This is a genomic window from Streptomyces sp. NPDC002868 (assembly GCF_055563295.1).
In genome coordinates, this window is the sequence record NZ_JBVHDR010000002.1 from 579,695 (window position 1) to 592,337 (window position 12,643).

Here is a 12,643-nt window from a genome sequence, read left to right on the forward strand (position 1 = left end):
GGCGTGGGGGTCAGCGAACAGGCAGAGACCGTACGGACAAGCGCCGGCGAGCGGGACACGTCACCAAGGTGGCGCGTCCCGCTTGTCGCGATCGCCGTCGTCGTGCCGCTGTACATCCTGTGGGCCGGCCGGCTCGCGACCGGCGGCGGCGATCTGGCCGCGCAGCTCGCCTGGGCCGGCTTCATGGAGCGGCACCCTGCGTCCGCGTACAACCTCTCCTGGTACGGCGGCACCCACACCGCCAACTACAGCCTGCTGACTCCCCCGCTGATGGCCGTCTTCGGCGTACGGGCCGTGTCCGTGGCCGCCGGCCTCTCCGGAGCGTGGGTGCTGGCCTGCCTGTTCGTACGCAGCGGGGTGCCACGCCCGGTGTGGCCTGCTGTCGTCGGGGCGCTCACGCTCTGGTGCAACGTGGCCTCCGGGCGTACGACCTTCGCGCTGGGCGTCGCGATCGGGCTGCTCGCCGTGCTGTACGTACGCAGGAGCGCGATCGCGGCGGTGTGCGCGGTGCTCGCGACCATGGCCAGTCCGGTCGCCGGGCTGTTCCTGCTGGTGGCGGGAGCGGCGTATCTGCTGGACCGGCAGTGGCGGAAAGGCGCCGCGCTCGCGCTGCCGCCGTTCCTCGTGGTGGGGGCGGTGACACTGCTCTTCCCCTTCCAGGGCGAACAGCCCATGGCGACCGGCAAATTGTGGCTGCCGCTGACCGTCTCCGCCGCGGTGGCCGTCGCGGCGCCGCGCAAGTGGCCGGTGGTGCGGTACGGAGCCGGGGTGTACGGCGTCGGGGTGGTGCTGACGTATCTCATCGCCTCGCCGATCGGCACGAACGTCGAGCGGCTGGTGGGTCTGGTGGGGCCGCCGGTGCTGCTCGCGGCGGTACTCGCGAGCGGGATCAGCGGGCTGGACAGGCTCAGGGGGCTGGGCAGGCTCAGAGGGCTGGTCACGCTCGGTGGGCTGGTCACGCTCGGTGGGCTCCTGCGGGCCGTGCTCGCGATCGCGCTCGTGCTGAACGCGCATTGGCTGATCGACAAGACCGAGGACGATCTGGTCGTCTCCAGCGACGTGCCCGCATGGGCCGCGCACACCGACGGTGTCGTACGGGCGCTGGAGCGGCTGGGCGCCGACCGTACGCGGGTCGAGGTCGTCCCCGCCCGCAATCACCGCGAGGCGACCGTCCTCGCCCCGCACATCAACATGGCGCGCGGCTGGAACCGGCAGCTCGACGTCGAGCGCGGGCGGCTCTTCTACGACGGGTCGCTGACCGAGGCGACATACCGGCAGTGGCTGGACCGGTGGGCCGTCGGCTTGGTCGTGCTGCACCACGGGCGCCCCGACGGGCCCGCCGAGGGCGAGGCCGCGATCGTCAGGAGCGGGCCCGGCTGGCTGGAGCGGATGTGGCAGGACGAGGGCTGGACGGTCTACCGGGTGCGGGACGCGGTCCCGCTGGCGGCCGCCCCGGCGACGGTGGTGCGCGGCGACGACGCGGAGCTGGTGGTACGGATGCCGGCGGCGGGATCGGTGACGGTGCGGGTGGCGTACTCGCCGTGGCTGCGCGCGGAGGGGGCGTGTCTGCGGGAGGAGGGCGAGTGGACACGGCTGACCGTGCCGCGGGCGGGAGAGTACCGGCTGGAATCGCCCTACCGGCTGCCGCGCTCGGCGGACTCGGGCTGCTGAGCTGACCGGCTCGCGGTCAGGGCCGATTGTCAGTGGCGTGTGCCACGCTCGGGCTCATGATTGACCACATCGCGGTGCAGGTGGATGACCCGGCGGCCAGTGCCGTCTTCTACGACCGTGTGCTGGCCCCGCTCGGCGGCACCCGGCTGCTCGACTTCGGCGAGGTGATCGGCTGGGGCACGACGCAACCGACGTTCTGGATCGGCCCGGTGACGACGGAGGGGCAGCCGCGCGAGGTGCACATCGCGTTCGCGGCGGCCGACCGCGCGGGCGTACGAGCGTTCCACGCGGCGGCCGTCGAGGCGGGGGCGGAGGTGCTGCACGAGCCACGGGTGTGGCCCGAGTACCACCCGTCGTACTACGGGGCGTTCGTCAGGGATCTGGACGGCAACAACGTGGAGGCGGTCTGCCATAGGCCGGAGTGAAGCCTCGACCCCGGTCGCGGCGGGTCAGGGCTCGCCTGATCCGCCGCGACCGGGGCACTTGGCACGACCGGCTCAGTCAGCTCAGATCGTCGTCGTGTCGATCACGAACCGGTAGCGGACGTCGCTCGCCAGCACCCGCTCGTACGCCTCGTTGATCTGGTCCGCGCGGATCAGTTCGATCTCCGCGCCCAGACCGTGTTCGGCGCAGAAGTCGAGCATTTCCTGCGTCTCGCGGATACCGCCGATCCCCGAACCCGCGAGGGTCTTGCGGCCGGCGATGACGGAGAACAGGTTGAGCGAGACAGGCTCCTCCGGAGCGCCCACGTTCACAAAGGCCCCGTCCGTCTTCAGCAGTCTCAGGTACCTGTCCAGCGGAAGCGGCGCGGAGACCGTGGAGACGATCAGGTCGAAGGTGCCCGCGAGTTGCTCGAAGGTCGACTCGTCGCTGGTCGCGTAGTAGTGGTCGGCGCCCAGCTGCAGGCCGTCGTCCTTCTTGCGCAGCGACTGGCTGAGGACGGTCACCTCGGCGCCCAGCGCATGCGCGATCTTGACGCCCATGTGGCCGAGACCGCCCAGGCCGACGATGGCGACCTTCTTGCCGGGGCCCGCGTTCCAGTGGGCCAGCGGCGAGTAGAGGGTGATGCCGGCGCACAGCAGCGGGGCCGCGATGTCCAGCGACAGGCCGTCGGGGATGCGCAGCGTGAAGGCCTCGTCGACGACGATATGGGTGGAGTAGCCGCCGTACGTCGGCTCGCCGCTCTTGTCGAGGGCGTTGTACGTGCCGACCATGCCGCCCGTGCAGTACTGCTCCAGGCCCGCCTCGCAGTTCTCGCACTCGCGGCAGGAGTCGACCATGCAGCCGACGCCCACCCGGTCGCCGACGGCGAACGTCGTGACGCCGTCGCCGACCTCGGTGACAATGCCCGCGATCTCGTGGCCCGGCACCATCGGGAAGATGCCCTCGCCCCAGCCGTCGCGGGCCTGGTGGATGTCGGAGTGGCAGATGCCGGCGTACTTGATCTCGATGAGCACATCGTGCTCGCCGACAGGGCGGCGCGGGACGGTGGTCCGCTCCAGCGGCGCCTTGGCAGCGGGAGCGGCGTATGCGGAAACGGTGGTGGTCATGGCATTGAGCCTGCGCCGGGTTGCGGCACCTACCCAGCCCTCTGTTGTACCTACGTCCAGCGTGCCTACTACTGACAGGGACAGCCTCGACAGGCTCCCCGGCCGGTAATACTGGCTGTATGGACCAGCGTGCCGAACTCAGCGAATTTCTCCGCTCGCGCCGTGGCCGGCTGCAGCCGCAGGACGTCGGTCTGCCGCAGCTGGGCCGCCACCGCCGTGTCCCGGGGCTGCGCCGGGAGGAGCTGGCTCAGCTCGCCGGGGTCTCCGTGGCGTACTACACACGTCTCGAGCAGGGCAACGGCCGCAATGTGTCCACCGAGGTGCTCGACGCCATCGCGCGGGCCCTGAAGCTGTCCGACGCCGAGCGCGACCATCTCACGCACCTCGCCAAGCCGAAGCAGAAGAAGCACCGGCGCATGGGACGGCCGCAGCAGCTGCGGCCGGCGGTGCAGCATCTGATGGACGCGATGGACGGGGTGCCCGCGTACGTACTCGGGCGACGTCTGGACATCCTGGGCTGGAACCGGATGGCCCGCGCGCTGCTCGGCGACTTCGCCGCGCTGCCGCCGCAGGAGCGGAACATGGCGCGGCTCGTCTTCCTCGACCCCAACGCCCGTGACCTGTACGTCGACTGGGAGGTCAAGGCGACCGATTTGGTCAGCGTGCTGCGGATGTACGCGGGTTGCTCGGCGGACGACCCCCTGCTGCCGGAGCTGATCGGCGAACTGTCCGTGAAGAGCGAGGAGTTCCGCCGGCTCTGGGCCGCCCACACCGTGCAGGACAAGGGCCACGGCGCCAAGCGGCTGCACCATCCGCTGGTGGGTGAGATGACCTTGTCGTACGAGACGCTGAGCCTGCCCGACGACCACGATCTGTCGCTGGTCACCTATCACGCGGAGCCGGGCAGCCGGTCAGCCGATTCACTGCGGCTGCTGGCCGACTGGGGCGTGGACGAGGCGGCGGACGCCGACGCGACCGAACGCGGCTAGAGCTTCGCCCGGAAGACCGTGGCTCGGTCCCGCAGCGACGAAAGCGGCGGCACCCCGGGCAGGGGTGCCGCCGCCTTCTCAATCCGTACGGAGCCTGGCTCAGACCGCGGATCCGGCCTTCCACTGGCTCCAGTTCAGGTTCCAGCCGTTCAGGCCGTTGTCGGGCTGGATGACCCGGTCCTTGGAGTTCTTCACGATGACGACGTCGCCGACGATCGTGTTGTTGAACAGCCAGGCGGCGGGCTGGTTCGGGTCGCCCGCGCCCTTGACGTCGTTCAGGCCGACACAGCCGTGGCTGGTGTTGGCGCTGCCGAAGATCGAGTCGGCGCCCCAGTAGTTGCCGTGGATGAAGGTGCCCGACGTGGACAGCCGCATCGCGTGCGGGACGTCCTTGATGTCGTACTCGCCCTTGCCGTCGTCGTCCGTGAAGCCGACAGTCGCGCCGTTCATCCGGGTCTCCTGGAACTTCTCGGAGACCACCATCTGACCGTTGTAGGTCGGGTTGTCGGAGGAGCCCGCGGAGATCGGGATGGTCTTGATCGTCTTGCCGTCCTGGGTGACCGTCATGGTCTTGGAGGAGGCATCGACGGTGGAGACCTGGTTGCGGCCGATCTTGAAGGTGACCGTCTTCTGCTGGACGCCGAAGACTCCGTCGGCGCCCTCGACGCCGTCGAGGTTCAGCTTCAGGGTGACGGTCGAGCCCTCCTGCCAGTACTGGTCGGGGCGGAAGTCGAGACGCTGCCCGTTGAACCAGTGGCCGACGACCTCCTGGCCGCTGCTCGACGTCACGGTGATCCCGGACTGGACGGCCTTCTTGTCGGTGATCGCCTTGTTGAAGTTGATCGACACCGGCATGCCTACGCCGACGGTGGAACCGTCCTCCGGCGTGAAGTTGCCGATGAAGCTGTTGGCGGGCGAGACCGTGGTGAAGGAGGAGTTCTCGTGGGCCTCCAGGCCCTCGGCGTCCTTCGCCGTCACGGCGATCTTGTACGTGGTGGAGCGCTCGAGCTGTCCGTCCGGCTTCCAGCTCTTGCCGTCGGAGGCCAGCGTGCCCTTGACGCTCTGACCATCGGCGGTGGTCATGGTCACCTGAGTCAGGATGCCGTCACTGACGGTGACTTTGGCGTCATTGTTGATGCCGGTGTTGGTCGCGCCGTTCTTGGGCGAGATGGTTATTCGGGCCTTCGAAGCGTCCTTCGCGGCCGCCTCGTCGACCTGGGCCTGTGACTTCTTCGAGCCTTCGGCGCCCTTGTCCCCGTCGCCGCTGCAGGCAGACATCACCAGCACGCCACCGAGCACGGCGGACGCGGCCATAAGGCCCCTGCGCCGCTTGCTGTCCGTTATCACACGCTTCTCCATCGTCGCCGATTCCCCTGACCCACACCTTGAAGAACACCCATACCGGGCTGTCCGGTTCCACATCACATTTGGATGTGGGGAAGACCACTTACCGATCAACGGACGCAGCCGCGGCCCCCAGCGGTTGCACCACGGCACGAAATCAGCCGGGCCCCGGTTCACCGACGGTCTTCGTCGCCGCCCTCGTCGCCGTCTTCATCGCCGTCTTCGTAAGCCTCGCCCTCTCCATCTTCCTCGTCGAGGTCCCAGTGCTCCGCATCGGGGTCGTAATCGATCTGCTCACTGCTCCAGGATGCCTGGGCGAGCTCCACCCCAGGGACGTCGCTGACCAGGTCGAAGGGGTCCACGAGATAGGCGATGGCCTCGGCCTCGTCCTCGCGTACGGCCGACTCGGCGTGCGTACGCTCCTCGTCGGGCATGAACTCGTCCGCCGCGATGCGGTCGAGGGCCGCGCCGGTCAGCTCACCGGGGTCCCCCACCTCAAGCACCAATTCCACCCGCAGCCGCACATAACGTGATGTCTCAGAAGTGGTCATACGACGGAGGGTAGGCCTCTCACCCCTGCGGCTTTCCCCCGACCCGCTGCTTTCATTAGCATCAACGCACCCGCCCAATTCGAGGATGCCTCAAGGGGGATCGAGTCCGTGTCCGTCGCACGTCGACCGCTTCTGACCGCCACTGCCGCAGGGACTCTGCTGTGCGCGCTGTGGTTCGTTCCCTCGGCGAATGCCACCGCCGAGCGGGAAGCGGTGCAGAGACAACACAGCGGTGCCGCCGCGTCGTCGCAGGGGCTGACTCTCGCCGACACGGGCACCGTGGACACGACTCCGTATCTGGTCGGCGGGACGGCCTTCCTGGGGGTCGGCGTCGGCTTCGTGACGTACTCGGTGCGCCGCCGCGGTGCCTGGCAGATGTGACGATTTTTGTGTGACGTGTACGGGAAGGGCCGCCCCGATGGGGCGGCCCTTCCACGTGCGCGCTAGGCCAGCGGGCCGGTCACCGGCTCCACGGCCGCGATGAGCTTTCCGTCCCGTACGAACGCGTCCGCGGCCTCCAGGTCGGGCGCGAGGAAACGGTCCGGGCCCGGACCCTCGACGCCTGCCGCGCGCAGCGCCTCGATGGCGGCCTGCGAGGCGGGCGCGGGGGTCAGACCGCGCCGGAGCTCGATCGCCCGGGTCGCGGCGTAGAGCTCCACGGCGAGGATCCGGCTCAGGTTGGCGACGGTCGTGCGCAGCTTGCGCGCGGCGGACCAGCCCATCGAGACATGGTCCTCCTGCATCGCCGAGGACGGGATCGAGTCGGCCGAGGCCGGCACGGCGAGCCGCTTCATCTCGCTGACCAGGGCGGCCTGCGTGTACTGGGCGATCATCAGGCCCGAGTCCACGCCGGCGTCGTCGGCGAGGAAGGGCGGCAGCCCGTGGCTGCGGTTCTTGTCGAGGAGCCGGTCGGTGCGGCGCTCGGCGATGGAGCCGAGGTCGGCGGCGGCGATGGCCAGGAAGTCCAGGACGTACGCGACGGGCGCGCCGTGGAAGTTGCCGTTGGACTCCACACGGCCGTCGGGGAGTACGACCGGGTTGTCGACGGCGGAGGCGAGCTCGCGGTCGGCGACAAGGCGGGCATGGGCGAGGGTGTCCCGCCCGGCCCCGGCGACCTGCGGGGCGCAGCGCACCGAGTACGCGTCCTGGACGCGGGGCGCTTCCTCCTCCTGGAAGTGGCCGGTGAGCCCGGAGCCCTTGAGCACTGCGCTCATATTGGCGGCGGCGACGGCCTGGCCGGGGTGCGGGCGGATGGCGTGCAGTTCGGGGGCGAGCACCTTGTCGGTGCCGAGCAGCGCCTCCAGCGACAGGGCGGCGGTGATGTCGGCGGTGACGTAGAGGCGCTGGAGGTCGGCGAGGGCCATGACCAGCATGCCGAGCATGCCGTCGGTGCCGTTCAGGAGGGCGAGGCCCTCCTTCTCGCGGAGCTCGACGGGCTCGATGCCGTGCGCGGCGAGCAGCTCGCCGGCGGGCTTCACGATCCCGTCGGGGCCCTCGGCGTCGCCCTCGCCCATGAGGGTGAGCGCGCAGTGGGAGAGCGGCGCGAGGTCGCCGGAGCAGCCCAGGGAGCCGTACTCGTGGACGACGGGCGTGATGCCGGCGTTCAGAATGTCCGCCATGGTCTGGGCGACCTCGGGGCGTACGCCGGTGTGGCCGGAGGCCACGGTCTTCAGGCGGAGGAACATCAGCGCGCGGACGACCTCGCGCTCGACGCGCGGGCCCATGCCGGCGGCGTGCGAGCGGACGATGTTGCGCTGGAGCTGGGCGCGGAGCTCGGGGCTGATGTGCCGGGTGGCGAGTGCGCCGAATCCGGTGGAGACCCCATAGACGGGCTCGGGCTTGGCGGCCAGCGCGTCGATGATCCCGCGGGCCGCGGCCAGGGCGGCGACGGCCTCGGCGGAGAGCTCGATCCGGGCGCCTGCGCGGGCCACGGCGATGACGTCATCGGCGGTGGTACCGGACGTCCCCACCACGACTGTTTGCATATCCATATTCAGCAGCGTACGGACTGAATCTCAACCTGTCACTACTGCCGGCCGGGTTGACCCCTTACTGCAATGTCACACCGCCGTCAGGGCTCGCTCCAGGGCTCCTCGGCATCCTCCGGCCGTAAGCCCCGGAAGGCGCGGCGCTCGTGCGGCGGGCGCGGCGGGGCGTCCGCGAGGCGGATCACGGTGCCGTCACGGCCCGCGACCACCGGCTTCGGGGAGCGCGCCGCCTTCGCCCGGTACTGGGCCGCGTCCGCGAGCCGGAACAGCCGGCGGGAAGAGCGGACCTGCCCGATCGGGTCGCCGGTCGACGCGACCCCGCACGCCACTCCCTCGCCCAGCTCCAACTCGCCCGCGCGGACGCAGAGTTCGTCCGCGACGTGGACCACGTCGTCCGCCGCGGGGCCCACCGTGACCAGGCAGAACTCGTCCCCGCCGAGCCGCGCCGCGAGGGCGCCCGGCAGCATCGCCCCGCACAGCGAGAGGACCGAGCCGAATCGTTCGAGCAGCCGGTCGCCGACGGCATGGCCGTGGGTGTCGTTCACCTGCTTGAGGCCGTTGATGTCGCAGACGACGAGGCTGACGACCGAGCCGTCCGCGCGATGCCGCTCAAGGGCCTGGTCGAGCCTTATGTCGACGGCGCGGCGGTTGGCGAGCCCGGTCAGCGGGTCGGTGAAGGCCAGCCTGCGGACCTCTTCGAGGCGCTCGGTCTGGGCGATCCCGGCGGCCACGACGGAGGCGAGCACGGTCGCGAAATCCGCGTCGTCCCGGCCGAACACCGGAGCGCCGAGCGGTCTGGCGACGTACAGCTCGCCCCAGGCGCGCCCGTGCAGCACTATCGGCGCGACGACGCAGCAGCCGCGGCGGCGCCGGCGCAGGGCGGCGACCCTCTGGTGGCAGTAGCCGTGCGCGGGCGTCGCCGGGCCGTCCACGGTCTCCACCCAGGCGTCGGGCTCGCCGCCGCCGGCCCACCGCTCATGCAGAAACTCGGTGATCTCCGGGAAGCGGTTGACCGGGTAGGTCTCGGACTCGGGGAACTCCTCCTCCTCGGGGACGCGTTCGCCCGCGTTGACGAGGACCTTGAGCCGTCCGAGCTCGCGCTCCCACACCGACAGCGCGGCGAAGGACCCGGCGAGCGCGTCGCGCGCGCCCAGCGCAGCAGCCCGCCAGGACTCGCGCGGGGTGTGCGCGGACGCCATCGCCTGCGCCAGCGCCACTACGGCTCGCAGCCGCCGATCCTCAGCCATCATCCCAGCTTAGGGAGTATTGCCCCACTTCGATCACCTGGGTTGTCCCCGATCCGAAATGCTCACCGAGTCATTCGGTACGTGGTCACTCGCCGGGCCACTGCGGCTTCCGCTTCTCGTTGAAGGCCGCGACGCCCTCGGCCCGGTCCCCGGAGAAAGCGACCGAACGCCAGGCGGCATCCTCCACCTCGAGACCCGCCCGCAGATCGAGCCCCTGCCCCAGCCGCAGCGCGCGCTTGGCGGCGCGCAGCCCGACGGGCGAGTTCGCGGCGATCCGGGCGGCGATGGCGAGCGCCTCGGTCCTGGCGTCGTCCGCCAGCTGATCGACGAGCCCCAACTCCCGCGCCTCGGCGGCCTCCACGCGCCGCGCCGTATAGACCAGCTCGGCGGCCCGCGCTGCCCCGACCCGGCGCGGCAGCAGCTGCGTCCCGCCGCCGCCGGGGATGACGCCCACGGACACCTCGGGCAGCCCCACGACGGCGGTGCCGTCGGCCACGATCAGATCGCAGGCCAGCGCCAGCTCGAACCCCCCGCCGAGCGCGAAGCCGTGCACGGCGGCGACGGTCGGCATGGGCAGCTCGAGCACTCCGGTGTAGGCGGCCCGCGCGGTCGGCCGCTGCCGCACCAACTCGGCGTCGGAGAAGGAGTTCCGCTCCTTGAGATCGGCGCCGACGCAGAAGGCCCGCTCATGGGTGGAGGTGAGGACGGTGACGCGCACTCCCCGGTCGGCGGCGAGCGCGTCGCAGGCGGCGGCGATGGAGCGGGCCATCTCGGTCGAGACAGCGTTCATTGCCTTGGGCCGGTCGAGCACGAGCTCGGCGACGTGCTCGTGCCGGCGTACGACGACGAATTCCCCGAACCGCTGCTCGGACTCGGACATGACGGCACCCTCCCTGGGGGTTTGGGGGGAACCCCCAAAGCACAGCACGATGGTTCACCGGATCATAGGCGCGGGGGCGCCCCCCGGACTCAGCCCCTGCGCGACAGCAGCCAGGGCTCGACCACTCCCAGGCCGCGGACCGGGCGCTGCCACATCGGCTGGAGGGCGAAGCGGTACGAGGGGGGCTCCTCGCCCTCCTTTTCGGCCGCGGCTGCCTCCTCCGCCGCCTCCGCCTCGGAGGCCGGCGCGTCGCCCGTACGGACAAGTCCCTCCGCGAACGCGCCGTCCACCAGCACCGCGTCCTTCGGCGCTATCGATGTCAGCCGACTGGCCAGGTTCACCGTCGTACCGAAGACATCGCCCATCCGCGTGGTGACCGTCCCGAAAGCGATGCCGACACGCAGTGCCGGCATCGACTCGTCGTGGGTCATCGTCTCTATCAGCCGCAGCGCGATCTCCGCCGCCGTGCCCGCGTCGTCCGCCGCGTACAGGACCTCGTCGCCCAGCGTCTTGATCAGGCGGCCGCCGTGCGCCGCGACCAGGTCGGCCGAAGTGGTTTCGAACGCCTCGACCAGCTCGCCCAGTTCCTCTTCCTCGAGCCGCCGCGTCAGCCGCGTGAAGCCGACGAGGTCCGCGAAGCCGACCGCGAGCCGTCGGTCGACCATCTCCTCGTCGTCCGCGGCCTGGACCACGCGCCCGGTGGCCGCGGCGAGCTGGCGGCGCCAGACGTACACCAGGAACTCCTCCAGCTCCGGCAGGAGCAGCTCCACCAGGGGGTACGTGACTTCCGTGCGGGTCATCCCGGGCTCGGGCGGCTCGGTCAGGCCCTCCAGAAAGGAATCGATCTGCCATTCCGCCAGCCGGGCGGTGGTCTGCCCGGTCGAGCGGGCCACCTGGACCGCCATCGGCTCGCTCAGCAGGCCTGCCTCGACCAGACCGGCGAGCCGCCGCAGGGCCAGCACGTCCGCCTCGGTGAGCGCCTTCGCCTGGCCGATGTCGGCGAAGCCCATCGCCCGCCAGAAGCGGGAGGCCAGCTCCATCGAGACACCGGCCGTGCGGGCTGCCTGAAACGGCGTATAGCGCCGGTCCGCGCCGAGAATCAGCTGCTCGAGGCGGATCGCCAGCGGGTCGTGGGTCGGCTCCGCCGTGTGATCGACCTCGTGGTGCGGCGGGTGCACGGAGGAGGATCCGGAATACGGCCCGGAAGAGGATCCGGAACCGGAAGACGCCCTGGAAGAGTAAGGGGCGGAGGACGCGTCCGACGACGCAGATGTCTCGTCGGACGATGAACTGGACGAGGCGGACGCGCCGGAGGAGGAGTCCGACGGCGGCTGCGCGCCCTCGCCGGAATTGGTGTCGTCGACGGTCACCAGCCGCCTCCTGCCCGTTCCCTGCGCACTGCCCTGCCGATCTGTCGCTCGATCGCCTCAACGATACGGCAGGTGTGCCCTGGCTCACGTCCTGGTCGTCGTACCGGTTCAGCCGGCCGGCCGCAGGTGCACGATGTCGCCCGCGCTGATCGGCTGGTGCTCGCCGTCCTCTGTGGCCAGCACCAGCCGCCCGTCGCCGTCCAGGGCCACCGCCTCGCCGGTGACCGAGCGGCCGCCCGGCAGCTCGGCCCGTACGGTCTGTCCCAGCGTCGCGCAGCCCGCCGCGTACGCCGCCTGCAGCCCCGAGGGCCCCGGGTCGCCGCCCGCCGCGCGCCAGTCGCCGTACCACTGCTCCAGCGAGCGCAGCACCGCCCGCAGCAGCGGGTCGCGGTCCGTGGAGATCGCGTTCGCCAGGCCCAGGGAGCCCGCGGTGGGGACCGGGAGTTCACCCTCACGCAGGGTGACATTGACGCCGATGCCGATGACGACCGCGTCGTCCCCCGCACGCTCGGCGAGGATCCCGCCGGTCTTGCGCTCCTCGCCGCCGACTTTTACCAGCAGGTCATTGGGCCATTTGAGGGACAGGTCGACTCCCGCGGCCCGCGCGAGGCCAGTCGCGGCCGCCACTCCGGCGAGCAGCGGCAGCCACCCCCAGCGCTCCACCGGGACGCCCGCCCCGGGCCGCAGCAGTACGGACAGGAACAGCCCCGAGCGCGCGGGGGACGTCCAGTTCCGGTCCAGCCGCCCCCGCCCCGCCGTCTGCTCCTCGGCGACGAGCACCGCCCCCTCGTCCAGGGACGCGGCGCGGGCCGCCAGGTCGGAGTTGGTGGAGCCGGTCGATGCCACGATGTCGAGCGAGGTCCACAGCCCGCCCGGCAGCAGCAGCGCACGGCGCAGCACGGGCTCGTTCAGCGGCGGCCGGTCGAGGTCGGACCAGCGGCTCTCGGGCGCATTCTCAGGCGTCATGCAAGCCAGGTTAGGTGTGGCAAACGCCGCACTGCTGAGCGCCATGCACGCCGATACGCTACGTGTCAGTAGCCATTCCGGTTGACG

The 12,643-nt window shown here is 70.9% G+C and carries 12 protein-coding genes; 4 read left to right on the plus strand and 8 right to left on the minus strand.

Annotation, left to right across the window (positions count from 1 at the left end; all coding sequences use genetic code 11):
• The first annotated feature begins 3 nt into the window (after positions 1-3).
• Positions 4-1,671, plus strand: coding sequence for a hypothetical protein (locus ACZ3H8_RS08570; protein ID WP_467399073.1), 1,668 nt, complete (start codon positions 4-6; stop codon positions 1,669-1,671).
• Between the two features lie 56 nt (positions 1,672-1,727).
• Positions 1,728-2,096 carry a VOC family protein gene (locus tag ACZ3H8_RS08575; protein ID WP_467399075.1) on the plus strand — a complete coding sequence of 123 codons (369 nt, stop codon included), beginning with the start codon at positions 1,728-1,730 and terminating at the stop codon, positions 2,094-2,096.
• Positions 2,097-2,177: 81 nt separating this feature from the next.
• Here ACZ3H8_RS08575 and ACZ3H8_RS08580 read toward each other — a convergent pair whose 3' ends face one another.
• On the minus strand, positions 2,178-3,221 hold the full coding sequence (locus tag ACZ3H8_RS08580) for an NAD(P)-dependent alcohol dehydrogenase (RefSeq protein WP_467399077.1): 1,044 nt from the start codon (positions 3,219-3,221) through the stop codon (positions 2,178-2,180).
• A gap of 119 nt (positions 3,222-3,340) precedes the next feature.
• Between ACZ3H8_RS08580 and ACZ3H8_RS08585 the strand changes: the two genes are divergently transcribed.
• On the plus strand, positions 3,341-4,210 hold the full coding sequence (locus ACZ3H8_RS08585) for a helix-turn-helix transcriptional regulator (RefSeq protein WP_467399080.1): 870 nt from the start codon (positions 3,341-3,343) through the stop codon (positions 4,208-4,210).
• Positions 4,211-4,309: 99 nt separating this feature from the next.
• Here ACZ3H8_RS08585 and ACZ3H8_RS08590 read toward each other — a convergent pair whose 3' ends face one another.
• Both ACZ3H8_RS08590 and ACZ3H8_RS08595 read right to left on the minus strand, forming a co-directional pair.
• Positions 4,310-5,569 (minus strand): L,D-transpeptidase, encoded by a 1,260-nt coding sequence (locus tag ACZ3H8_RS08590; protein WP_467399082.1) that lies wholly within the window; start codon positions 5,567-5,569, stop codon positions 4,310-4,312.
• Positions 5,570-5,727: 158 nt separating this feature from the next.
• The gene (locus ACZ3H8_RS08595) at positions 5,728-6,105 is read right to left on the minus strand and encodes a hypothetical protein (protein ID WP_467399085.1); all 378 of its coding nucleotides are present in this window, start codon (positions 6,103-6,105) and stop codon (positions 5,728-5,730) included.
• A 108-nt stretch (positions 6,106-6,213) separates the two neighbouring features.
• Between ACZ3H8_RS08595 and ACZ3H8_RS08600 the strand changes: the two genes are divergently transcribed.
• Positions 6,214-6,486, plus strand: a complete 273-nt coding sequence (locus ACZ3H8_RS08600; RefSeq protein WP_467399088.1) for a hypothetical protein — start codon at positions 6,214-6,216, stop codon at positions 6,484-6,486.
• A gap of 62 nt (positions 6,487-6,548) precedes the next feature.
• Here the strand turns inward: ACZ3H8_RS08600 and hutH are convergent, their stop codons facing one another.
• From hutH to ACZ3H8_RS08625, 5 genes are all read right to left on the minus strand, one after another.
• Positions 6,549-8,090: a histidine ammonia-lyase gene (hutH, locus tag ACZ3H8_RS08605; protein ID WP_467399956.1), complete on the minus strand. Its 1,542-nt coding sequence runs from the start codon at positions 8,088-8,090 to the stop codon at positions 6,549-6,551.
• An 86-nt stretch (positions 8,091-8,176) separates the two neighbouring features.
• On the minus strand, positions 8,177-9,343 hold the full coding sequence (locus ACZ3H8_RS08610) for a GGDEF domain-containing protein (protein WP_467399090.1): 1,167 nt from the start codon (positions 9,341-9,343) through the stop codon (positions 8,177-8,179).
• Positions 9,344-9,425: 82 nt separating this feature from the next.
• On the minus strand, positions 9,426-10,220 hold the full coding sequence (locus ACZ3H8_RS08615) for an enoyl-CoA hydratase/isomerase family protein (protein WP_467399093.1): 795 nt from the start codon (positions 10,218-10,220) through the stop codon (positions 9,426-9,428).
• Positions 10,221-10,309: 89 nt separating this feature from the next.
• Positions 10,310-11,398 carry an adenylate/guanylate cyclase domain-containing protein gene (locus ACZ3H8_RS08620; protein WP_467399957.1) on the minus strand — a complete coding sequence of 363 codons (1,089 nt, stop codon included), beginning with the start codon at positions 11,396-11,398 and terminating at the stop codon, positions 10,310-10,312.
• A 300-nt stretch (positions 11,399-11,698) separates the two neighbouring features.
• Complete coding sequence (locus ACZ3H8_RS08625) at positions 11,699-12,556, minus strand: biotin--[acetyl-CoA-carboxylase] ligase (protein ID WP_467399096.1); 858 nt, start codon at positions 12,554-12,556, stop codon at positions 11,699-11,701.
• Between the last annotated feature and the right edge of the window lie 87 nt (positions 12,557-12,643).

Coding starts and splice junctions, on each gene's coding strand:
- ACZ3H8_RS08575 (WP_467399075.1), top strand. CDS start 1,728: ATGATTGACCACATCGCGGTGCAGGTGGATGACCCGGCGGCCAGTGCC.
- ACZ3H8_RS08580 (WP_467399077.1), bottom strand. CDS start 3,221: ATGACCACCACCGTTTCCGCATACGCCGCTCCCGCTGCCAAGGCGCCG.
- ACZ3H8_RS08585 (WP_467399080.1), top strand. CDS start 3,341: ATGGACCAGCGTGCCGAACTCAGCGAATTTCTCCGCTCGCGCCGTGGC.
- ACZ3H8_RS08590 (WP_467399082.1), bottom strand. CDS start 5,569: ATGGAGAAGCGTGTGATAACGGACAGCAAGCGGCGCAGGGGCCTTATG.
- ACZ3H8_RS08595 (WP_467399085.1), bottom strand. CDS start 6,105: ATGACCACTTCTGAGACATCACGTTATGTGCGGCTGCGGGTGGAATTG.
- hutH (WP_467399956.1), bottom strand. CDS start 8,090: ATGCAAACAGTCGTGGTGGGGACGTCCGGTACCACCGCCGATGACGTC.
- ACZ3H8_RS08610 (WP_467399090.1), bottom strand. CDS start 9,343: ATGATGGCTGAGGATCGGCGGCTGCGAGCCGTAGTGGCGCTGGCGCAG.
- ACZ3H8_RS08615 (WP_467399093.1), bottom strand. CDS start 10,220: ATGTCCGAGTCCGAGCAGCGGTTCGGGGAATTCGTCGTCGTACGCCGG.
- ACZ3H8_RS08625 (WP_467399096.1), bottom strand. CDS start 12,556: ATGACGCCTGAGAATGCGCCCGAGAGCCGCTGGTCCGACCTCGACCGG.